Below are 20,970 nucleotides of genomic sequence, written 5' to 3'. Positions count from 1 at the left end.
ATCCTGACGCCCGGCTGCGGCGATCGGCGGCGGCGCGGGCCGATCATGGGGGCATGGCCCGCGGCACGCTGCGCATCTACCTGGGCGCCGCCCCCGGCGTCGGGAAGACCTTCGCCGTCCTCGGTGAGGCGCGCCGCCGGGCGGAGCGGGGCTGCGACGTCGTCGTCGGGCTGGTGGAGACGCACGGCCGGCCGCGCACCGCCGCTGCCCTCGACGGCCTGGAGGTGCTGCCGCACGCGGAGGTCACCCACCGCGGGGTCACCCTCACCGAGCTCGACCTGGACGGCGTCCTCGCCCGCCGCCCGGAGGTCGTCGTCGTCGACGAACTGGCGCACACCAACGCCCCCGACTCCCGGAACCCCAAGCGCTGGCAGGACGTCGAGGAGCTGCTCGCCGCCGGGATCAGCGTGCTCAGCACGGTCAACGTGCAGCACCTGGAGAGCCTCACCGACGTCGTCGAGCAGATCACCGGCGTCGAGCAGCAGGAGACGGTGCCCGACGAGGTGGTGCGCCGGGCGGACCAGGTCGAGCTGGTCGACATGTCGCCCGAGGCGCTGCGCCGCCGGATGGCGCACGGCAACGTCTACCCGGCCGAGCGGGTCGACGCGGCGATGGGGAACTACTTCCGGGTCGGCAACCTGACCGCGCTGCGCGAGCTGGCGCTGCTCTGGCTGGCCGACCGGGTCGACGAGGGGCTGCGCCGCTACCGCTCCGACCACGCCATCGACCACGTCTGGGAGGCCCGCGAGCGGGTCGTCGTCGCGCTGACCGGCGACCCGGAGGGCGAGACGCTGATCCGCCGGGCGGCCCGGGTCGCCCGCCGCACCGGCAACGGCGTGCTGCTGGCCGTGCACGTGCTCAGCCCCGACGGCCTGACCGGCGCCTCCCCCGAGGCGCTGCGCACCCAGCGCGCCCTGCTGGAGAACCTGGGCGGCAGCTGGCACCAGGTGGTCGGGGACGACGTCGCCGAGGCGTTGCTGGAGTTCGCCCGCGGGGTCGACGCCACCCAGCTCGTGATCGGCACCAGCCGGCGCACCCGGTGGGCCCGGGCCCTGCGCGGTGGCATCGGCGGGCGGGTGATCGCCGGCTCCGGCGAGATCGACGTGCACATCGTCACCCACTCCGCCGCCGGGTCCCAGGGGTGGCGGCTGCCCCGCAGCCAGGGCGCGCTCACCGCCCGGCGCCGCTGGCTGGGGCTGCTGCTGGCCGCGGTCGGCGTCCCGGTCCTCGCCGTCACCTGCGTCGCGGCCCAGGCGGCGCTGTCCCTGGCCAGCGTGCTCCTGCTCTTCGTCCTGCTGGTCATGGCGGTCGCGATCGTCGGCGGGCTGTGGCCGGCGCTGGCCGCCGCGGTCGCCGGCGGGCTGGTGGCCAACTGGTTCTTCACCGCCCCCACCGGCCGGCTCACCGTCAGCCAGGTCGACGACGTCGTCTCGCTGTTCGGCGGGGTCGTCGTGGCGGTGGCGGTGGCCGCCGTCGTGGACCGGTCCGCGCGCCGCGCCACCTCGGCCGCCCGCTCCCGCGCGGAGACGGCGATGCTCGCCTCGCTGTCCCGCGCTGTGCTCGCCGGTGACCGCGGGTTGCCCAGCCTGCTGGAGCAGATCCGGGAGGCGTTCGGCCTCCGCGCGGTGACCATGGTCGAGCGGGAGGCAGGCCGCGAGCACACCGTGGGCACCTGCGGGGAGCACGCCGACGACGAGCAGATCGACGACGTCGCGGTCACCGACACGCTCACCCTGCGGCTGTGCGGCCGCGCCCTCCCGGCCGGCGACCGCAGGGTGCTGCTCTCCTTCGCCGAGCAGGCCGCGGTCTCCCTGCAGCAGGGCCGGCTGTCGGCGCAGGCCGCCGAGGCCGACCGGCTCGCCGCCGGCAACAGCATGCGCACCGCCCTGCTGGCCGCGGTCAGCCACGACCTGCGCACCCCCCTGGCCGGGATCAAGGCCGCCTCGTCCGCGCTGCGCTCGACCGACCTGGCGCTCACCGACGAGGACCGGGACGAGCTCGTCGCCACCGTGGACGAGTCCGCCGACCGATTGACCGGGCTGGTCGACAACCTGCTCGACATGAGCCGGCTGCAGTCCGGGGCGCTCACCCCGGTGGTCGCCCCCGCCGACCTGACCGGGGTGCTCGGCGCCGCGCTCAGCTGGCTGGACGAGCCGCAGCGCGCCCGGGTGGTGGTGCACTCCCCCGCCGACCTGCCGCCGGTGCTCGCCGACCCCGGTCTGCTGGAGCGGGTGGTGGCCAACCTCGCCGACAACGCCACCCGGCACGCGTCGTCCGGGCCGGTCGACCTGCGCGCCGGTGCCGCCGCCGGCCGGGTGGAGCTGCGGGTCGTCGACCGGGGTCCCGGTGTCCGGCCGGCGGACCGGGAGCGGGTGTTCGCCCCGTTCCAGCGGCTCGGCGACGCCCCCGCCGGGCAGGGCATCGGCCTGGGGCTGGCCGTCGCCCGCGGGCTGACCGAGGCGATGGGCGGCACGCTCACCGCGGAGGACACCCCCGGCGGAGGGCTCACCATGGTGGTCTCGCTGCCGGTGGCCGCCGTCCCCTCCTCTGCGCCGGAGGCGGTGTCGGCACCGTGAGCCGGGTCCTGGTCGTGGACGACGACCCGCACCTGCTGCGCGCGCTGCGGATCAGCCTGCGCGCGGCCGGCTACGACGTGGTCACCGCGCCCGACGGCACGACCGCACTGCGCCAGGCCGCCGCGGCGCACCCGGACGTCGTCGTCCTCGACCTGGGGCTGCCCGACCTGGACGGCACCGAGGTGCTCGCCGGGCTGCGGCCCTGGTTCACCGGGCCGGTGCTGGTCCTCTCCGCCCGCGCCGACAGCCACGACAAGGTGGCCGCGCTGGACGCCGGCGCCGACGACTACGTGACCAAGCCCTTCGACATGGCCGAGCTGCTCGCCCGGCTGCGCGCGGCCCTGCGCCGGGGCACCGCCGAGCCTGGGCAGGCGCAGGTGGTCACCGACCACTTCACCGTCGACCTGGCGGCCAAGCAGGTGACGGTGGACGGCGTCCCGGTGCGGCTGACCCCGACGGAGTGGGCGCTGCTGTCGGAGCTGGTCCGCAACCCCGGCCGGCTGGTCGGCCAGCGGGAGCTGCTGCAGGCGGTGTGGGGGCCGGCCTACGAGCGGGAGACCAACTACCTGCGGGTCTACCTGGCCCAGCTGCGCCGCAAGCTCGAACCGGACCCCGCCCACCCCCGCTATCTGCACACCGAGCCCGGCATGGGCTACCGCTTCCTGAAGGACCCGCCGGCCCGCGCGAGCCAGCGCCAGTAGCGCGCCCACCTCTTCTTGTTGTACTTTTGCTACATGGCACCGCGCAAACAGTCCGACGAGGTGGAGCTGTACAACCGGCTCACCCTGCTGCGCACCGAGCGCGGCATGTCCCGCCAGGAACTGGCCGACGCCGTCGGCGTGCACTACCAGACGATCGGCTACCTCGAGCGCGGCGAGTACAGCCCCAGCGCCACCCTCGCGCTGCGGCTGGCCGCGGTCTTCGGCCTCCCGATGGAGGCGGTCTTCTCCCTCACCCCGTTCCGCACCCTGTCCGAGCAGGTCTACGGCACCAAGGAGCCCTCATGAGCACCCCCACCCGTGTCCAGCGTCGCGCCGAGCGCCTCGACGACCCGCGCTTCGAGCGCTTCCGCACGCTGCGCGCCCGCCGGCTGCTGGTCGCCGCCCTCTGTGGCCTGCTGACCGTGGAAGCCGTCCTGTTCCTGTTCATCGAGGCGTCCCCGGTCGCCGTGCTGATCCCGCTGAGCCTGGTGATCGTGGCGTTCGTGTTCTGCCTGGGCATGCTGAAGGCGAGCACCCGAGGCATCGAGGAGCTCCCCGCCGATGCCCTCGACGAGCGCCAGTGGCAACTCCGCGGCGAGGCCTACGCGCGCGCCTACCGGATCGGCTTCGGCCTGCTGGTCCTCGAGCTCGCCGCGGTCGTCGCCTGGCGGGTCCTCGAGTGGGGCACACCGGGCACCGGCGTCCTGACCGCCGCCGTCCTGCTGCCCTTCCACGTCGGCCTGGTCCTGCCGACGATGGTGACCGCCTGGTCCTCGCGGGCCTGAGCGGAACCCACGCCCCTCCCTCTCAGTGAGCCCGACGCGGGCCGCTGAGCGGGCTGGGACGGGGCTCGGCGATCAGAGCTCGACGCCGCGGTTGCGGAGCCAGGCGACCGGATCGACGCGCTTGCCGTCCACGCCGCCGGAGTGGACCTCGAAGTGCAGGTGCGGGCCGGTCGACTGGCCGCGGCTGCCCAGCAGGGCGATCTGGTCGCCGGCGCTCACCACGTCACCGGCCGAGACCGTGATCTTCTCCATGTGCCCGTAGACGGTCACGTCGCCGCTCACGCCCAGGATGTAGACCACCAGGCCGTAGCCGCTGGCCGCACCGGCCCGGAGGACGACGCCGTCCTCGACCGCGTACTCCGGGGTCAGCATCGGCGCGGCGAGGTCGATGCCCCAGTGCATGGTGCCCCAGCGCGGGCAGAAGCAGCTGGTCAACCGAGCGCCCTTGACCGGCGGTGAGGCCTTCGGCCGGGCCGCCTCCGCAGCCGCCTCGGCGGCCTCGGCGGCAGCCGCCTGCTCCTGCGCCACCCGTTCGTCCCGTGCCTGGCGGGAGGCAGCGACCTCCTCCAGCCGGGCGCGCGCCTCGACCTCGGTGATCGCCAGCTGCGGGGTCAACTCGGTCTCCAGCAGCCCCTCGGCGTCCGAGCCGAGCAGCTCTTCCACCGCGACCGACTCGCGGGCGTCGGCGGCGGGCAGCGCCTGGGTGCCGACCAGGGCGACCGTGGCCCCCACGACCAGCGCTGCGAGCAGCGCTGCCGGACGCCGGCGGGCGACCGCCCGCGGAGCAGCCGGGAGCGCGACCGGCCAGGACCCGGACGACGGGGACCCGGACGACGACGACGCGGACGGCGAGGACCCGGAGTACGGCGAGACCGAAGGCTGGGAACCCGAGGACGGTGCGACCTCACGTCCGCGGGAGCGGACCGTGGTGCCGGCGTGCCTCGAACCCATGCGCCTGCCTCTCCTGGGACCCCCGGCAACCCCCTACGGTTCCGGCCCGGTCCGAGACATCCAAACATCAAGTGACAGCCTTGTAATTCGCTGCCCGGCGTGTTCGAGGGGACACGCCGAGTCACTGTCACAGTGGTCCCACGAACCGACTCGTCGACCAGTCGACAAGTCGACTGCGTCAGTGCAGGGCGGGCTCGCCGACCGGGTCCCCCGGGGCGCGGGCGTCGTCCCGGAACCGCCGGACCGCGCCGACCCCGCCGAGGACCAGCCCCAGCCCGCCGGCGACGAGCACTGCGACCGCCACCCGGACCAGCACCTGCGGCCCGGCGGTCAGCGCGTTCGCAGTCCACAGCACGTCGACGTCGGGCAGGCCCTGCACCAGCAGCAGCCAGCCGACCACCACCGCCATCAGGCCGGTCAGCACGCCGCGCCCACGAGCGGCGGCGCGCACCCCGATCGCCGCCGCCAGCAACACCAGCAGCGCCGGGAGCAGGGCGGACACGATCGCCCCGACGTGCGAGGAGACGCTGCTCGGCGGTTCGGGGGTGGCCAGCGCGTGGTAGATCGCGGCCAGCGCACCCAGGGCGAGCACGGCGGCCAGCGGCCGGGGACCGCGGGCGAGCCAGCCGGCCGCGACCGTACCGGCCAGCAGCAGGACGTAGCCGGGCCAGACCAGCCAGGCCGGTGGCGGCGGGCTCCAGGTGAGCACCCCCTCGACGACGACGTCGGTGTCGCCGTGGGTCATCGGCACGGTCCACTCGATCACCGTGTGCGGCTGGGACGGGTCCGCGGCCACCACCGGGGGGAGCAGGTCCTGGGTCATCCAGTGCGTCCGGTGGTCGTGCCACACGTACTGCGACTGGGTGGAGACCTGCTCCCAGCGCGGCGCCGCGGTGATGTCGACGCCGTCCGGCATCGGCGTGCGCCCGTACCGGTCCAGGTTCAGGTACGTCGCCGGGCTCGCGGCGTTGCGCCAGACGCCGTCCGGACCGATCCGCAGATAGGGCTCGCCCGAGTACCCCGGCACCGTCAGCTCGGTGTCGGTCTCGTTGACCACCTCGAGCTCGTCACCGAACTGCAGCACCCGCACGCTCACCCCCGGCAGCTCCGGGGACACCGTCCGGACGGCGGCGTCGAAGTCGCTGCCCGCCGCGCCCCCGCCCACGTGCGCCGACGCGGGTGCCGCGACGGCGAGGACGGCCAGCACCCCGAGCAGGACGACGAGGGCCCGGCCCACGCCGGTCGTCCAGACGTGCCGGGCGGGGCTCACCCGGCGACGGCAGCCAGCTCGGTGGCGATGTCGCGGGCGGTGTTCGCCGAGTCGAAGGCGACGTCGGCCTCCCCGTCGGTGCCGTAGAGCAGCAGCAGCGCCGAGTGGCTCTCGCCGCCGTTCTGCGCCTGCGGCACCCCGGCGGCCAGCTGCGCCTGGTCGATCTGCTCCTGGTCGCCGGTGAGCCCGATGAACTGGGTCGGCAGGCCGGCGTCGAACCGGTCCAGGTAATCCCCCAGCACCTCGGGGGTGTCCCGCGCCGGGTCGGTGGTCACGAACACCACCGACGTCTTCTCCGCCACCGCCGGGTCGACCTCGCCCAGGGCGAGCATGACGTCGGCCATCGTGGTCGGGCAGATGTCCGGGCAGTGGGTGAAGCCGAAGAACAGCAGCGTCGGCCCGTCCGCGGTCTGCTCGGCGAAGTCGAACGGTGCACCGCTGGTGTCGGTGAGCGTGAAGTCCGGCTTCTGGTACGGGTCGACCAGCTGCATGCCGCCCTCCCGCACCCCGCCCTCCAGCGTGGCCGGGGCCTCTGCCGACTCGTGGTCGTGCCCGGCGGCCTCGGCACCGGCGTCGCCGCCACAGCCGGCCAGCAGCAGACCGGTCGAGAGGGCCAGCGCGGTCAGCCCGGTGCGGGCCGGACGGGAAGCAGAGCTCACGAGGACACGGTACGTCGGCGAGCGGACAGACCGAGGAACAGACCGCCCAGCCCGGCGAGCAGCCCGAGCACCGCCAGCACCAGCGCGGTGACCGCCGTGCCGTCGCTCCCCTCGGCGTCCGCTGCCGGGTCGGCCGTCGCCGCGGTGTCGGTCGGGGTGTCGGTCGGGGTGTCGGCACCCTCCGCCGCCAGCGACAGCACCGGCGACGGGTACCGCGGCTCGGGCTGGCCGTCGACGGTGGGCTCGATCCAGGCCGCCTCGGTGCCGTCGCTGTAGGTCTGCACCGCGTTGAAGGTCAGCTCGTCGGTCTCCGGGAACGGTCCGCCGGAGAGGGAGAACTCCTCGAACTGGCCCGGGGCGATGCCCTGCCCCTCCTCGGCCCGGAACTCCACGACCGAGACGGCCTGCTCGACCGGCTCGCCGTGCACCTCGACCGGCTCGGGGAGCTGCGCCTCGGTCATCGAGACGGTCCAGCCGGGTACCGGCTGCGCCCGCAGCGAGGTGAGCGGGGTGTCGGTGGGCACCTGGACGCGCAGCCCGACCGTGCTGGCGGTGTCGCTCTCGTTCGGCACCCGGAAGGTGAGCTTGCCGTAGCCACCCGGCGCGGCGTCCCCGGAGGAGACGGTGACGTGCGCGGACGCGACCCCGGTGCCGGCGACGAGCAGCCCCGTCGAGGCGAGCAGCGCGGTCAGCAGGACGACGGCCGGACGGCGCGCGGGACGGAGCAGAGACAGGGACAACGGTTCTCCTCGGATCGGTGTCGTGCAGGGGATGTCAGCGCACCGGGAAGACGGTGCTGGCGGTGACCGCGGTGAACTCGTCCAGCCGGACGGTCGCCGTCAGGGTCCAGGTGCCGGTGGTGGGCAGCGTCGGGTCGCCGACGTAGTGGCCCGGCCCGGCGGGGGCGAGGTCGACGTCCAGCGGGCCGATCTCCTGCCCCACCTCGGTGAGGGTGACCCCGATCTGCTGCGGCTGGGTCAGCCGCCCGTCGGCGTCGAAGAGGTAGAGGTGCAGCGTGGTCGGCCCGGGGGTGGCCGGGTCGAGGAGGACCTGCACCGTGCCGGCGCCGGTCGTGCCACCGGCCGACTGGAGCGGCAGGGTCACCTCGACCGGCTGGGCGACGGCGGCCTTCGCCGGCGGCGTGCCGACCAGCACCGCGGACAGCGCGAGGACGACGGCCGCCCCGACGACCTCGACCAGCACCGCCCGGCGCAGCACGCCGATCGTCGCCGGCGGCTCGGCGGCAGGGTCCTCGGTGGCGGGGTCTCCCGTGGCAGTGCCGTCGGTGGTGGGGGCCTCCCCGGCGGCGAACGCCTGCGCGACGACCCGGCGCGAGGGGCGGCGGCGGGTGCCCACCCGCTGCTGCACCCAGTCCCGGCTCACCAGCGCGGCGACCAGCACCAGCAGCACGAGTGCGACCTTGGCCACCAGCACCCAGCCGTAGGTGGTGGCGAAGAGCGCGGACACCGATCCGACCTCGCGGACCGACTGCAGCACCCCGGTGACCACCAGCGCGCCGATGCAGCCGGCCGCCAGCGACGACCAGCGGGGCAGCGCGGCGGCCAGCTCCCCCGCCGGCGTCGGCCCGCGGAGGGCGCCGGCGAACAGCGCGACCAGCCCGCCCAGCCAGGCGCTCATCGCCGCGACGTGCACGGCGGCCACCGCCACGGCCAGCACCGGCAGCGGCCCGGCGACCGGGTGACCCACCGCGGCGACCGCGACGACCAGCGCAGCGGCGAGCACCGCGGCAGCGATCAGCCAGCCCGTCCCCGGGGCCCTCCCCCGCCGCCAGCTCCGCAGCAGGACGGCGGCCAGCAGCGCGGCGACCACCACCCGCAGCAGCAGCGTCCGGCCGAAGGTCGAGTCCAGCGTGGTGCCCAGCAACTGCGGGTCCACCAGCGACCCGAGTCCGTTCCCGGCGGCGTAGGGCCCCTGCAGCAGCAGCGAGAGCAGCCCACCGACCACGACCGCGGCCAGCCCGGCACCGGCCAGCCGCCGCAGCCGCGGCACCGCCCAGCCCCCCGGCCAGCAGGTGGCCAGCACCAGCGGCACGCCGAGCCCGAGGGTCAGGCCGAGGTAGCTCAGCCACCGGGCGGCCGGCAGCGCCACGGCCACGCCCGGGTCTGCGCCGTCCCCCTCGCCGACGGAGCCGGCCGCCACCAGCTCCCCGTTCCCCACTGCGAAGGAGAAGGCCCCGGAGACGGGGTGGGAGTCCGCCGAGACCACCCGGTAGGTGACCACGTAGCCCGCGTCGGGCAGCCCGTCGCGCACCGGCACGGTGAGGGTGCTGCCGCGCACCTCGGCGGCCCCGGTGTCCACCCGCTCGCCGTCGCCGTCGAGCACCCGCGCGTAGCCGGCGCCCAGGGAGACCGGCTCGTCGAACTCGATGACCACCTCGGCCGGCGCGGAGTCCAGCCGCGCGCTGTCGGCCGGCATCGTCGTCACCACGGTGGCGTGCGCGGCCGCCGGCCGCGCGGTGCCCACGTCGACGAGCACGCCGAGCAGCACCCCCAGCAGCAGGACGGCGCCGGACAGCCGGCGCACCCCCACCCCGGTACGGCGGTGGGCTGCTCGCCGGGTCCGCTCCTGCTGCTGCACGGTTGCACAGTCGTCCGGGTCCGCCGTCCAGTTCCCGGCCGCACGTGGGCGGGGACGAGAGCCGGCCCACACCGGAGGCGCGCATCCACCGCCGTCCATCAGGATGGCCCGGTGACCGCGACCCCGCCCGCCGCGGCCGGGACGCCACCACCGGTCGCCGGTCAGCCGGTCGCGCTGGGCACCGCCCCGGGCCGCTGGGTGCTGCTGGCCACCGTGCTCGCCTCCGCCATGGCGCTGCTCGACGCCACCGCGGTCACCGTCGCGCTCCCCTCGATCAGCCGGGACCTCGGCTCGTCCCTGTCCGGCCTGCAGTGGACGGTGACCGGGTACACGCTGGCGCTGGCCTCCCTCGTCCTGCTCGGCGGTTCCCTGGGCGACCGGTACGGACGCCGCCGGGTCTTCGTGCTCGGGGTCGTCTGGTTCGCCGTCGCCTCGCTGGCCTGCGGGCTGGCGCAGACGACCGGCCAGCTCGTCACCGCGCGGGTGCTGCAGGGCGTCGGCGGAGCGCTGCTGACCCCCGGGAGCCTGGCGATCATCCAGGCCTCCTTCCGGCACCAGGACCGGCCGCGGGCGATCGGCCTGTGGTCGGCGCTGGGTGGGCTGGCCGGGCTGGTCGGCCCGTTCCTGGCCGGCTCCCTGGTCGACACGGTGGGCTGGCGCTGGGTGTTCGGGATCAACGTGCCGTTCGCGGTGGTCGTCGTCCTGGTGGCCGCCCGGCACCTGCCGGAGAGCCGGGACCCCGGGCGCACCGGGCGCTTCGACGTGCTCGGCGCCGTCCTCGGCGCGCTGGCCCTGGCCGGGGTCACCGACGCGTTGATCTCGGCGGGCAGCGACCCCGGGAGCCCGGAGGTGTGGGTCGCCGCCGCCGTAGGCGCGCTCGCCGGAGCGGCGTTCGTCGTCCGGGAGCGCCGGGCGGCCCAGCCGATGCTGCCGCTGGGGATCTTCGCCGACCGGCAGTTCACCGGCGCCAACCTGAGCACCCTGGCGGTGTACGGGGCGCTGGGCGGGGTCATGTTCTTCCTCGTCCTGCAGCTGCAGACCGTGCTCGGCTACGACGCCACCGCGGCCGGCGCCGCGCTGCTGCCCACGATCCTGGTGATCACGCTGCTGTCGGCCCGGGCCGGCGCGCTCGCCCAGCGGATCGGGCCGCGGCTGCCGATGACCGCCGGCCCGCTGGTGGCCGCCGGTGGCCTGCTGTGGCTCACCCGGGTCGGTCCCGGCAGCTCGTACTGGGTCGACGTGCTGCCCGGCTCGCTCGGCCTGGGGCTGGGCATGTCGCTGGTGGTGGCCCCGCTGACCGCGACCGTGCTCGGCGCCGCCCCCGACCACCTGGCCGGGGTGGCCAGCGGGGTGAACAACGCCGTCGCCCGGGCGGCGAACCTGCTCGCGATCGCGGCACTGCCGGTGGCGGTCGGGCTCTCCGGCGACGACCACACCGACGCCGCGTCGTTCAGCTCCGGGTACTCGCTGGCCGTGGGCCTCTGTGCGGGGGTGATGGTGCTGGGCGCCGCGGTCTCCTGGGCGACCGTGCGCAACGACGTCCTGCGGACGTGACGGGGCCCTCGCGGTCCCCTTGCCCACAATCTCTACCAACATGGTAGGAATGTCGGCGTGACGACGACGGCGAGCACCGGTGGGCTCCCCACCCGCCTCCCGTCCGCCCTCCCCGGCGCCTTCCTGGTGAGCCGCCTGCACGTCGACCTGCTCCGGGTCAGCACCGCCGCCTGTCCGGCCCGCTGACCTCCCGCGCCGTCCGGCGCCCCTCGTCCACCGCGGTCCGCTGCGCCCTCTCCCGGCGCGCCCGCACCCTGGAACCCGGAGCACCTCCCTCGTGAAGACCCTGATCCTGCTCGCCCTCGCGGGCCTCGGCGCCCAGCTCGTCGACGGCAGCCTGGGCATGGGCTACGGCGTCACCTCGACGACGCTGCTGCTCGCCATCGGCACCAACCCGGCCGCCGCCTCGGCCACGGTGCACCTCGCCGAGATCGGCACCAACCTCGCCTCGGGTCTGTCGCACTGGAAGTTCGGCAACGTCGACTGGAAGGTCGTCGCCAAGATCGGCGTCCCGGGCGCGATCGGTGCCTTCGCCGGGGCGACCGTGCTGTCGAACATCTCCACCGCCGTCGCCGGGCCGGTGATGTCGTTGATCCTGCTGGGCCTGGGCCTCTACCTGCTGGCCCGCTTCACCCTGCGTGGCATCGACAAGCGCCAGCTGGGCAAGCCGATGCGCACCCGGTTCCTCGCCCCCCTCGGCCTGACCGCCGGCTTCATCGACGCCACCGGCGGTGGCGGCTGGGGCCCGGTCAGCACCCCGGCCATCCTGGCCAGCGGCCGGATGGAGCCGCGCAAGACGATCGGCTCGATCGACACCTCGGAGTTCCTGGTCTCCCTCGCCGCGAGCCTGGGCTTCCTCTTCGCCCTCGGCAGCCAGGGCATCAACGCCTTCTGGGTGCTCGGCCTGCTGGCCGGTGGCCTGGTCGCCGCACCGCTGGCCGCCTGGCTGGTCCGGTTCGTCCCGCCGCGCCTGCTGGGCGCCGGGGTCGGCGGCATGATCGTCTCCACCAACGCGACGAGCCTGCTCAGCAGCGACTGGGTCGGCGCCAGCGACCCGGTCCGGTACGCGGTGCTCGCGGTCGTCTACGTGACCTGGGCGGCAGCGGTGGTCTGGTCGTTCCGCGAGTACCGCAGGGAGCGTGCGCAGGAGGCGGCCGAGGCGCTGGTCGCCGAGGCGGAGCAGCTGGCCGAGCAGGAGCGGGCGGCCCGGGCCGAGCGCCGGGCGCACCCCAACCAGGTGGCGTCGGTCGACGTCGACGACGTCCCGGTGTGCCGCACACCTCGCTGACGCCTTTGCCATAGCGGCAAGGATCGTTGCCACCTTCGTCTCTCCCGGCGCACTGTCGGACCTGGCGGTCCACCACCCCGGTGACCCGCCGTCCGAGCAGAGGAGCGCACGGTGGAGACGGAGTACGACGTGGTGGTGGTCGGCGGTGGCGCCGCCGGCCTGAGCGGTGCGCTCGCGCTCAGCCGCGCCCGCCGATCGGTGCTGGTGGTGGACGGCGGGGCTCCCCGCAACGCCCCCGCCGCACACGCACACAACTACCTGGGCCGCGAGGGCACGCCGCCGCGCGAGCTGCTGGCGATCGGCCGCGGCGAGGTGGCCGGCTACGGCGGGGAGTTCACCGACGGCGAGGTCACCTCCGCCGCCCCGGTCGACGGCGGCTTCGAGGTGCGGCTGGCCGACGGGCGGTCGGTGCGCAGCCGGCGACTGCTGGTGACCACCGGGCTGGTCGACGAGCTGCCCGACGTCCCGGGGGTGCGCGAGCTCTGGGGCAGCGCCGTCCTGCACTGCCCGTACTGCCACGGCTGGGAGGTGCGTGACCAGGCGATCGGCGTGCTGGCCACCAGTGCCGCCGGCGTGCACCAGGCGCTGATGTGGCGGCAGTGGAGCGCCGACGTCACCCTCTTCCTGCACACCGGCCCGCAGCCCACCGAGGAGGAGTGGGAACAGCTGGCCGCACGGGGCATCAGCGTGGTCGTCGGCGAGGTCGCCGGCCTGGAGTCCGCCGACGGCAAGCTGGCCGGCGTCCGGCTCGACGACGGCACGGTGTTCGGCCGCGACGTGGTGGTGGTGGCCCCGCGGTTCACCGCACGGGCCGGCGTCCTGGAGTCGCTGGGGCTCGAGGCGGTCGAGCACCGGATGGGCGAGCTGGTGATGGGCAGCGGGGTGCCGGTGGACGGGACCGGCGCGACCGCCGTCCCCGGGGTGTGGGCGGCCGGGAACGTCACCGACATCAAGGCCCAGGTGATCAGCTCGGCCGCGGCCGGGCTCACCGCCGGGGCCGCGGTCAACGCCGACCTGATCATGGAGGACACCCGCCGGGCCGTGGCCGGACGCCGGGTCTTCTCCCCCGACGTCGAGCGGGAGCTGTGCGACCAGGTGCTCGGCGACCGCCGGCACGGGATCTGAGGAGGAACGGTGCACGACCACCAGCAGCAGCCGGCGAACGACCTCCACGACCACGCCGCCTGGGAGGATCGCTACGCCGCCGCGGCGGCGCTCTGGAGCGGCCGGGTCAACCCCACGCTCGCCGCCCAGGCGGCCGACCTGTCCCCGGGGCGGGCCCTGGACGTCGGCTGCGGCGAGGGCGGCGACACCCTGTGGCTGGCCTCCCGCGGCTGGCAGGTGACCGGCCTGGACTGGTCGCAGACCGCCCTCGACCGCGGCGCCGCCCAGGCGTCCGCCGCCGGGCTCGGCGACCGGACGACCTGGGTGCAGGGCGACGTCGCCACCTGGCAGCCCGCCGCCGCGGCGTTCGACCTGGTCACCGGCCACTTCCTGCACCCGGAGGCCGCGGTGCGCCGGGTGCTGGTGCCCCGGCTGGCTGCGGCCGTCGCCCCGGGCGGCACGCTCCTGTGGATCGGTCACGGATACGACGAGGAGCGCGCCGCGATGTGGGGCGCGGACCGCTTCGCCACGGCCGCCGACGTCCTCGCCGACCTGGACCTGCAGGAGTGGGACGTCGTCCTGGCCGGCACCCAGCCGCGGCCGGCCGGCGAGAACGGCCATCACCACGCCGACGAGGTGGTGCGGGTCCGCCACCGCAGCTGAGCCTGCGGGGTCGGGCCTGCGGGGTCGGGCGGGTTGAGCCACCTGAGGGTGGGTTGAGCCGCGTGCGGACGCGGCTCAACCCCCTCCGGGCCGGGTCAACCCGCAGACGACAGCAGCCGCTGCTCCAGGTCGGGAGGGAGCCCCGGCAGCTCCCGGCCGGCCGGGGGCTGCGGGCGGTCACCGGTCTGCATCCAGGCACAGGTGTCGGTGACCGAGTCGCGCACCGGGCGGGTGGGCAGGCCGAGTTCCCGGGCTCGGGCGGTGTCGACGTCCCAGGCGGTGCGCGCGGTGCCGGCGGCCAGCCACAGCGGCAGGTGCGTCCACTCCTGGACGCCGGCCGCCAGCAGGTCCGCCTCGGACACCGGCACCCACTCGGCGTCGCCACCGGTGACCTCGCGGCAGGTGTCCAGCAGCCCGCCGAACGTCGTCATCCCGGCCGGACCGGTGGCGTTGACCGGGCCGCCCTGCCCGCGCTCGGCCATCTCCACCAGCCAGCCGGCCAGGTCGCGGGCGTCGACCAGGGCGATCGGCTGGTCCAGCCCCTCGGCCGGGACGACGACCCGCCCACCGGCGGCGATCCGGTCCAGCCACCAGCCCAGCCGGTGGAGGGGGTCGTGTGGCCCGACGATCAGCCCGGCCCGGGCGGTCAGGAACCGCTCCCCCAGCGCCGCGTCCAACACCCGCTCGGCGTGCGCCTTCACCGGCCCGTAGGTGTCCTCGTCGGAGTCCCAGGTCGGCTCCTGCTCGCCGGCGACCGGCTCCGGCGGCCAGTCCCGGTAGGCGTTCAGGTGCCGGCCCTCGTGCAGGGTCCCGGTGCGAGCTTGCGAGTGCCGGGGGGCACGAGGGTCCTTCTACTGGCAGGAGGTGTCGACGACCAGCTCGGGGCGCCAGCCGTCCAGTGCCGTCGACAGGGCGGCTGGGTCGTCCCGGTCGCCGGTGAGTGCCTGGGCGCCGGCCGGCGGCGGGCCGGAGACCCCGCGGGTGAACGTGGCCACCTCGTGGCCGCGGTCCAGCGCCACGGAGACGACGTGCCGGCCGAGGAAGTGCGTGCCGCCGAGGACGAGGAGTCGCATGCCCCGACCTCAGCGCAGCCGTCCGGCCGCCGTCCAGCCGGTTCGCTCCCGGCGCAGTGCTCGTGGCGCCGTCCGGGTTGAGCCGCCCGGGAGTGGGTTGAGCCGCGTGCTGACGCGGCTCAACCCCAGCCGGACCGGCTCAGGGTGCCGGGCGCGACCTCGTCAGCCGGCGCGGACGCCGGTCAGCGGGACGACCTGCGACCGGGACGGGGCGGTGAGCAGCCCGCGCTGCGGGTTTCCGGCGTCCTCGCGCAGGCCGGCGAGGCGGAGCGCCCGGACGCCGGTGAGCGCGTCGGCCTCCGGCGGGACCACGAGGAGGTCGACCCGACGCTCGCCGTCGACGGTGAGGGAGACCAGCTGCTGGTCCATGCTCGCGAACCCGCCGGTGCGCACCGTGCGGTCGCCGATCAGCATCTTGCGGGCCGGCGGCTCGTCCCAAGCGCCCACGGCGTAGGTGAAGCGGTCGATCCGCACGCCCAGGCTCTGCAGCGCCGCCGCCAGCTCGGGCAGCTCGACGGAGAGCAGCCGGCTGCGTGGCCACCACGCGCCGTCGAACGTCCCGTCGGTCGCTGCCGTCGCCGGGCGCAGCCGCACCCGCACGTCGATCCCGTTCCGGAAACCTGCTGCCCGCTGGACCGTCATCGGCTCCCCGACCACCTCTCACACCGTTCCCCCAGGTGCGCCCGGCCTCCCCCTGCCGCGCACACCTCTCCGGACCGGAACGTACGACTGCCACCGCGACACCCCGGCGCGCCACGAGGAGAGCCACCGAACCCTGCCGCCTCGCTCGGCGGGCCATCACGAACCGTGATCGAGCAGCAACTCTCGACACAGAGACCCCACCCGCCTCAGCAGACCTCGTCGGCGCGCCGACCCCCGGGACGACGAACGCCGCCGTCCCCCGAGGGGGACGACGGCGTCGGTCAGCTCGTCCGGCCCCCTCGCAGGGCCCCGCCGCGAGCCTGCGAGCGGTGGGGGGCGAGGGGGTCCTTCGTCAGGGCTTGGGCTTCCGGTTCTTGGAGCGCCCGCGGATCGTCTGGTCCAGCTCCACCTTGCGCACCCGCACCGTGCCGGGGGTGACCTCCACGCACTCGTCCTCGGCGCAGAACTCCAGCGCCTGCTCCAGGTTGAGGATCCGCGGCGGGATGAGCCGCTCCAGCTCCTCGGAGGTGGACTTGCGCATGTTGGTGAGCTTCTTCTCCTTGGTGATGTTGACGTCCATGTCGTCGGGACGGGAGTTCTCCCCGACGATCATGCCCTCGTACACCTCGGTGGCCGGCTCGACCATCATCTGGCCGCGCTCCTGCAGCGAGAACATCGAGTACGTCGTCGCCACGCCGGAGCGGTCGGCGACCAGCGAGCCGGTGGGCCGGGCGCGCATGTCGCCCAGCCACGGCTCGTAGCCCTCGAGCTGGTGGTTGAAGACGCCGGTGCCCCGGGTCTCGGTGAGGAACTCGGTGCGGAACCCGATCAGCCCACGGGACGGCGCGATGTACTCCATCCGCGCCCAGCCGGTGTCGTGGTGCACCAGGTTCTCCAGCCGCGCGCGCCGGACGGCCAGCGCCTGGGTGAGGGTGCCGACGTACTCACCGGGGGTGTCGATGGTGACCCGCTCCACCGGCTCGTGCAGCTTGCCGTCGATCTCCTTGGTGACCACGGTCGGGCGGCCGACGGTGAGCTCGAAGTCCTCGCGGCGCAGCTGCTCGACCAGGATCGCCAGGGCCAGCTCGCCGCGGCCCTGCATCTCCCAGGTGTCGGGGCGCTCGGTGGGCAGCATCCGCACCGAGACGTTGCCGACCAGCTCCTGGTCCAGGCGGTTCTTGATCAGCCGGGCGGTGACCTTCTTGCCCGACTTGCCCGACAGCGGCGAGGTGTTGATCCCGATGGTGATGGAGATCGACGGCTCGTCGACGGTCAGCGGCGGCAGCGGGCGCGGGTCGTTCGGGTCGGCGAGGGTGTCGCCGATCATGATGTCCTCGATGCCGGCGATCGCGACCAGCTCGCCGGGGCCGGCGCTCTCGGCCGGGGTGCGGGTGAGGCCCTCGGTGACCAGCAGCTCGGTGATCTTGACCCGGTCGATGGTGCCGTCGACCTTGCACCACGCGACCTGCTGGCCGCGCTTCATCTCACCGGAGTGGATGCGCAGCATCGCGAGCCGGCCCAGGAACGGGGACGCGTCGAGGTTGGTGACCTGCGCGCGCAGCGGCTCCTCGGCGTCGTAGACCGGCGCCGGGATGGTGTCCAGCAGGGTCTTGACCAGCGGGCCGAGGTCCTCGCTGTCCGGGACGGTGCCGTTCTCGGGCTTGTTCAGCGAGGCCTGGCCGGTGCGGCCGTTGCAGTAGACGATCGGGAACTCCAGCGCCTCTGCGGGGAGCCCGGCGTCCTCGAGCAGCTCCAGGAACAGCTCGTAGCACTCGTCGACGACCTCTTCGATGCGGGCGTCCTGCCGGTCGGTCTTGTTGACCGCGAGGATGACCGGCATCCCCTTGGCGAGCGCCTTGCGCAGCACGAACCGGGTCTGCGGCAGCGGGCCCTCGGAGGCGTCGACGAGCAGGACGACGCCGTCGACCATCGACAGGCCGCGCTCGACCTCGCCACCGAAGTCGGCGTGGCCGGGGGTGTCGACGATGTTCACGACGACCGGGTTGCCCTCGTCGTCGCGCAGGTGGATCGCGGTGTTCTTGGCCAGGATGGTGATCCCGCGCTCGCGCTCGAGGTCCATCGAGTCCATGACCCGGTCCTGGGTCGAGTCGTTGTCGGTTCCCTCGCCCTTGGCACGGCCCAGAGCACCGGCCTGCCGGAGCAGGGCGTCGACCAGGGTCGTCTTGCCGTGGTCGACGTGGGCGACGATCGCCACGTTGCGCAGGTCGTTGCGGGTGGGCATGCGGAGAGGCACCTCAGGGGGATCGCGTGGGGGTCTGCGCGCAGCGGCGCGCGACAGGTGCAACGGCACGGGCGGCCGAGACCTTCCCATGGTAGGGGACGTCAGTCCCCCGCCGGGCGGCTGTGACCGGTCTACCACTCTTGGAGCAACTTGGTCCCCCTCATCCCTCGCAGGCTCGGGACGAGCCTCTGGACCGAGGCCTCACGACGACGGCCGGTCTGCCACCACCCAGGACACCGCGGCGGCGACCACCGTGACCAGCCCGACCGCCAGCCAGGCCGGCCAGCCGACGCCGATCGCCAGCACGTGCGCCAGGACGAAGGCGGCCACGTAGCCGACCGCCAGCACGGCGGCGATCCCCGCCCCGCGACGGCGGTACCAGAGCCAGCCGGCGGCCAGACCCCCCGCGGCGAAAACGACGCCGCCGAGCGCCCGCACCCCGGTGCCCTGGGCCACGCCGAACCCGGCGGCCAGTCCGACGGCCACCGCGACGGCCGACGGGAAGCGGGTCTGCACGCGACTGAGGGTCGAGGTCGACATGCCGCCCAGTGTCCCAGCGTCCGCGGGCCGGTGGGGTCGCTCCCGGGCGGCGGCCCAGCGTCGACGGAGGTCCGTCGTCCACCTGCGCGTTCCCTGCGGGCGGCCGGGCGCAGCGCAGGCTGATCGGTGGTCCTGGGCGGTACGGTTCGCCGTCCGAGTCCGTCGGACGGTGCGAGGAGTCGCCGATGACCCAGCACATCGAGCCACCACCGTGGGTGGCCGACGGGTCCTGGCGCGCGCGGACCACGGAGGCGCTGACCTCGATCAGCGAGGCGGTCTGCTTCCTGGACGCCGAGTACCGCTACACCTGGGTCAACGCCGCCGCCGAGCGGCTGCTGGAGCGGACGGCCGCCGAGCTCGTCGGCCAGGTGCTGTGGACCCAGTTCCCGGACGGGCCCGGTGCCGCGTGGCAGGAGTCGGTCCGCCGGGCCCGGGCGACGGGTGAGAGCCAGCATCTGGAGTTCTTCTACGAACCGCTGGACCGGTGGTTCGAGGTGCGGACCTACCCCGTCCTCGACGACCTGGTCCTCTTCTTCCGCGACGTGCACGAACGCCGCACCCTGGACGAGGAGCGGGCCGCGGAGTCGTCGCTGGTCCGGTCGGTGCTCAATGCCCTACCGGCCCGGACGGCCATCCTCGACGGTGACGGGACGATCCTGACCACCAACGCGGCCTGGGCCCTGGGGACGACGACGGCGGGGCGGCCGGCCGCGTGCCAGACCGGCGACGACTACCTGGCCGCCTGCCGGGCGCTGGCCGCCACGGGCGACGCCGACGCCCGGATCGCGGTCGAGGGCCTGGAGGCGGTGCTGGAGCGGCGGGCGCCGTCCTTCTCCCTCGACTACTGCCAACCGCCCGCCGCCGGCACCGCACCGTCCGGCAGCTGGTGGCACCTGCAGGCCTTCCCGGTGGACGGCGGACCGGGCGTCGTCGTCACCCACACCGACATCACCGACCGGGTGCGCGCCGAACAGCAGGCCGCCTGGCAGGCCCGCCACGACCACCTCACCGAGCTGCCCAACCGGGCCGCCCTGCACGAGACGATCGCCGGGGCGCTGGCCGAGGACGGCGGCCCGGTGACCGTCCTGTACCTGGACGTCGACGGGTTCAAGCAGGTCAACGACTCGCTCGGGCACTCGGCCGGCGACCTGCTGCTGCAGGAGCTGGCGGCCCGGCTGTCGCAGCGGACCCGCGCCACCGACGTGGTCGGCCGGCTGGGCGGGGACGAGTTCGTCGTGGTCGCCCGCGACTGCGACGCCGGAGCCGGGGAGCTGCTGGCCCGGCGGTTCCGCGCGGTCTTCGACGACCCCTTCGAGCTGGCCGGGACCCGGCTGTCGTTGACCGCCAGCATCGGGACGGCCACCTCCGACCCGGCGCACACCGGGCCCGAGGACCTGCTCCGGGACGCCGACGCCGCGATGTACGCCGCGAAGTCCGACGGCCGGGACCAGCACCTGCACTTCACCCCGGCGCTGCGCGCGACCCTGGAGGACCGGTGGCAGGTCGTCAGCCACCTGCGGAACGCGGCAGCGCTGGACCAGCTGACCGTGCACTGGCAGCCAGTGGTGCACCTGCCCAGCGGCGAGGTGACCGGGTGCGAGGCGCTCCTGCGCTGGGACCACCCGCACCGCGGCCGACTGGAGCCCGCCGGGTTCGTCCCGATCGCCGAGGAGACCGGGGCGATCGTGCCGATCACCCGCTGGCTGCTGCGGAGGGTGATCGACCAGGCCGTGGTGTGGCGGACCGAGGGGCACGAGCTGACCGTGGCGGTCAACGTGAGCGCCGTCCACCTCTCCTCCGGCACGCTCGTCGACGACGTCCTCGAGGCGCTGGTCGGGCGCGACCTGGACCCGGGGAGCCTCGTGCTGGAGCTGACCGAGACGGCGCTGGCGCGCGATCCCGAGCACGCGGTGGCCCAGTTCCGGGCCCTGCGCGCCCACGGCGTCCGGATCGCCATCGACGACTTCGGAGCCGGGTACAGCTCCCTGGCGGCGGTGGCCTCGTTGCCCGCGGACGTGCTGAAGGCCGATCGCGCACTCGTCGCCGGGCCACTGACGGCCGTCGCCACGGCCCCTGGCGCGCTCCTCGGCGCGGTCGCCGCCCTGGGCGCCGCGCTGGACATGGCGGTGCTCGCCGAGGGGGTGGAGACCGCCGAGCAGCTGGAGCTGGCCCGCCGGGTGGGCTGCTCCTACGCCCAGGGCCACCACCTCTCCCCGCCGGTGACCGGCGACCGGCTGGGTGCGCTGCTCACCGAGGGCCGGCGGCAGACCGGGCGCCAGCGCCTGCCCGCCCAGCCCTGAGACGCAGCAGAGCTCCCACCCGGC

At 74.9% G+C, this 20,970-nt stretch carries 20 protein-coding genes; 10 read left to right on the top strand and 10 right to left on the bottom strand.

Annotation, left to right across the window (positions count from 1 at the left end; translation table 11 throughout):
* Positions 1-53: 53 nt before the first annotated feature.
* From O2V63_RS03695 to O2V63_RS03680, 4 genes are read left to right on the top strand one after another with little or no spacing between them, the layout of a single operon-like run.
* Positions 54-2,576 carry an ATP-binding protein gene (locus O2V63_RS03695; protein ID WP_269166213.1) on the top strand — a complete coding sequence of 841 codons (2,523 nt, stop codon included), beginning with the start codon at positions 54-56 and terminating at the stop codon, positions 2,574-2,576.
* Positions 2,573-3,277 carry a response regulator gene (locus O2V63_RS03690; protein WP_269166212.1) on the top strand — a complete coding sequence of 235 codons (705 nt, stop codon included), beginning with the start codon at positions 2,573-2,575 and terminating at the stop codon, positions 3,275-3,277. Before O2V63_RS03695 ends, O2V63_RS03690 begins: the two co-directional genes overlap by 4 nt.
* A gap of 33 nt (positions 3,278-3,310) precedes the next feature.
* Complete coding sequence (locus O2V63_RS03685) at positions 3,311-3,583, top strand: helix-turn-helix transcriptional regulator (protein WP_269166211.1); 273 nt, start codon at positions 3,311-3,313, stop codon at positions 3,581-3,583.
* Positions 3,580-4,062, top strand: a complete 483-nt coding sequence (locus tag O2V63_RS03680) for a hypothetical protein (protein WP_269166210.1) — start codon at positions 3,580-3,582, stop codon at positions 4,060-4,062. The genes O2V63_RS03685 and O2V63_RS03680 overlap by 4 nt, the downstream gene beginning before the upstream one ends.
* A gap of 72 nt (positions 4,063-4,134) precedes the next feature.
* Here the strand turns inward: O2V63_RS03680 and O2V63_RS03675 are convergent, their stop codons facing one another.
* The 5 genes from O2V63_RS03675 to O2V63_RS03655 all read right to left on the bottom strand — a co-directional run bounded on the left by O2V63_RS03675 (position 4,135) and on the right by O2V63_RS03655 (position 9,540).
* Positions 4,135-5,013, bottom strand: coding sequence for a M23 family metallopeptidase (locus tag O2V63_RS03675; protein WP_269166209.1), 879 nt, complete (start codon positions 5,011-5,013; stop codon positions 4,135-4,137).
* Between the two features lie 178 nt (positions 5,014-5,191).
* Positions 5,192-6,283 (bottom strand): hypothetical protein, encoded by a 1,092-nt coding sequence (locus O2V63_RS03670; RefSeq protein ID WP_269166208.1) that lies wholly within the window; start codon positions 6,281-6,283, stop codon positions 5,192-5,194.
* Positions 6,280-6,942: an SCO family protein gene (locus tag O2V63_RS03665; RefSeq protein WP_269166207.1), complete on the bottom strand. Its 663-nt coding sequence runs from the start codon at positions 6,940-6,942 to the stop codon at positions 6,280-6,282. Before O2V63_RS03665 ends, O2V63_RS03670 begins: the two co-directional genes overlap by 4 nt.
* The gene (locus tag O2V63_RS03660) at positions 6,939-7,682 is read right to left on the bottom strand and encodes a YcnI family copper-binding membrane protein (RefSeq protein ID WP_269166206.1); all 744 of its coding nucleotides are present in this window, start codon (positions 7,680-7,682) and stop codon (positions 6,939-6,941) included. Before O2V63_RS03660 ends, O2V63_RS03665 begins: the two co-directional genes overlap by 4 nt.
* Before the next feature lie 34 nt (positions 7,683-7,716).
* On the bottom strand, positions 7,717-9,540 hold the full coding sequence (locus tag O2V63_RS03655) for a copper resistance CopC/CopD family protein (protein WP_269166205.1): 1,824 nt from the start codon (positions 9,538-9,540) through the stop codon (positions 7,717-7,719).
* A 111-nt stretch (positions 9,541-9,651) separates the two neighbouring features.
* Between O2V63_RS03655 and O2V63_RS03650 the strand changes: the two genes are divergently transcribed.
* The 5 genes from O2V63_RS03650 to O2V63_RS03630 all read left to right on the top strand — a co-directional run bounded on the left by O2V63_RS03650 (position 9,652) and on the right by O2V63_RS03630 (position 14,149).
* Positions 9,652-11,094 carry an MFS transporter gene (locus O2V63_RS03650; protein ID WP_269166204.1) on the top strand — a complete coding sequence of 481 codons (1,443 nt, stop codon included), beginning with the start codon at positions 9,652-9,654 and terminating at the stop codon, positions 11,092-11,094.
* A gap of 57 nt (positions 11,095-11,151) precedes the next feature.
* Positions 11,152-11,280, top strand: coding sequence for a putative leader peptide (locus O2V63_RS03645; RefSeq protein ID WP_269164771.1), 129 nt, complete (start codon positions 11,152-11,154; stop codon positions 11,278-11,280).
* 91 nt (positions 11,281-11,371) lie between these two features.
* A complete protein-coding gene (locus O2V63_RS03640) occupies positions 11,372-12,382 on the top strand; it encodes a sulfite exporter TauE/SafE family protein (protein ID WP_269166203.1) in 1,011 nt (336 codons plus the stop codon).
* A 111-nt stretch (positions 12,383-12,493) separates the two neighbouring features.
* Positions 12,494-13,507 (top strand): NAD(P)/FAD-dependent oxidoreductase, encoded by a 1,014-nt coding sequence (locus O2V63_RS03635; RefSeq protein WP_269166202.1) that lies wholly within the window; start codon positions 12,494-12,496, stop codon positions 13,505-13,507.
* A 9-nt stretch (positions 13,508-13,516) separates the two neighbouring features.
* Positions 13,517-14,149 carry a class I SAM-dependent methyltransferase gene (locus O2V63_RS03630; protein WP_269166201.1) on the top strand — a complete coding sequence of 211 codons (633 nt, stop codon included), beginning with the start codon at positions 13,517-13,519 and terminating at the stop codon, positions 14,147-14,149.
* Positions 14,150-14,244: 95 nt separating this feature from the next.
* On the opposite strand, the gene O2V63_RS03625 is transcribed toward O2V63_RS03630, so the two are convergent.
* The 5 genes from O2V63_RS03625 to O2V63_RS03605 form a co-directional block, all read right to left on the bottom strand.
* The gene (locus tag O2V63_RS03625) at positions 14,245-14,850 is read right to left on the bottom strand and encodes a hypothetical protein (protein ID WP_269166200.1); all 606 of its coding nucleotides are present in this window, start codon (positions 14,848-14,850) and stop codon (positions 14,245-14,247) included.
* Positions 14,851-15,000: 150 nt separating this feature from the next.
* On the bottom strand, positions 15,001-15,222 hold the full coding sequence (locus O2V63_RS03620; RefSeq protein WP_269166199.1) for an NAD-dependent epimerase/dehydratase family protein: 222 nt from the start codon (positions 15,220-15,222) through the stop codon (positions 15,001-15,003).
* Between the two features lie 162 nt (positions 15,223-15,384).
* Positions 15,385-15,864: a DUF5994 family protein gene (locus O2V63_RS03615; protein ID WP_269166198.1), complete on the bottom strand. Its 480-nt coding sequence runs from the start codon at positions 15,862-15,864 to the stop codon at positions 15,385-15,387.
* 352 nt (positions 15,865-16,216) lie between these two features.
* A complete protein-coding gene (gene typA, locus O2V63_RS03610) occupies positions 16,217-18,106 on the bottom strand; it encodes a translational GTPase TypA (RefSeq protein ID WP_269166197.1) in 1,890 nt (629 codons plus the stop codon).
* Positions 18,107-18,307: 201 nt separating this feature from the next.
* Positions 18,308-18,646 (bottom strand): hypothetical protein, encoded by a 339-nt coding sequence (locus O2V63_RS03605; protein WP_269166196.1) that lies wholly within the window; start codon positions 18,644-18,646, stop codon positions 18,308-18,310.
* Between the two features lie 185 nt (positions 18,647-18,831).
* Between O2V63_RS03605 and O2V63_RS03600 the strand changes: the two genes are divergently transcribed.
* Positions 18,832-20,946 carry a putative bifunctional diguanylate cyclase/phosphodiesterase gene (locus tag O2V63_RS03600; protein WP_269166195.1) on the top strand — a complete coding sequence of 705 codons (2,115 nt, stop codon included), beginning with the start codon at positions 18,832-18,834 and terminating at the stop codon, positions 20,944-20,946.
* Positions 20,947-20,970 lie beyond the last annotated feature (24 nt).

This window comes from Modestobacter sp. VKM Ac-2977 (genome assembly GCF_026968045.1).
Taxonomy (GTDB): domain Bacteria; phylum Actinomycetota; class Actinomycetes; order Mycobacteriales; family Geodermatophilaceae; genus Modestobacter.
This window is presented reverse-complemented; position numbering and strand designations above follow the sequence as displayed.

What these genes read in the sequence shown, in the direction of transcription:
- O2V63_RS03695 (WP_269166213.1), top strand. Translation starts at nt 54, where the DNA reads ATGGCCCGCGGCACGCTGCGCATCTACCTGGGCGCCGCCCCCGGCGTC.
- O2V63_RS03685 (WP_269166211.1), top strand. Translation starts at nt 3,311, where the DNA reads ATGGCACCGCGCAAACAGTCCGACGAGGTGGAGCTGTACAACCGGCTC.
- O2V63_RS03680 (WP_269166210.1), top strand. Translation starts at nt 3,580, where the DNA reads ATGAGCACCCCCACCCGTGTCCAGCGTCGCGCCGAGCGCCTCGACGAC.
- O2V63_RS03675 (WP_269166209.1), bottom strand. Translation starts at nt 5,013, where the DNA reads ATGGGTTCGAGGCACGCCGGCACCACGGTCCGCTCCCGCGGACGTGAG.
- O2V63_RS03620 (WP_269166199.1), bottom strand. Translation starts at nt 15,222, where the DNA reads ATGCGACTCCTCGTCCTCGGCGGCACGCACTTCCTCGGCCGGCACGTC.
- O2V63_RS03615 (WP_269166198.1), bottom strand. Translation starts at nt 15,864, where the DNA reads ATGACGGTCCAGCGGGCAGCAGGTTTCCGGAACGGGATCGACGTGCGG.
- typA (WP_269166197.1), bottom strand. Translation starts at nt 18,106, where the DNA reads ATGCCCACCCGCAACGACCTGCGCAACGTGGCGATCGTCGCCCACGTC.
- O2V63_RS03605 (WP_269166196.1), bottom strand. Translation starts at nt 18,646, where the DNA reads ATGTCGACCTCGACCCTCAGTCGCGTGCAGACCCGCTTCCCGTCGGCC.
- O2V63_RS03600 (WP_269166195.1), top strand. Translation starts at nt 18,832, where the DNA reads ATGACCCAGCACATCGAGCCACCACCGTGGGTGGCCGACGGGTCCTGG.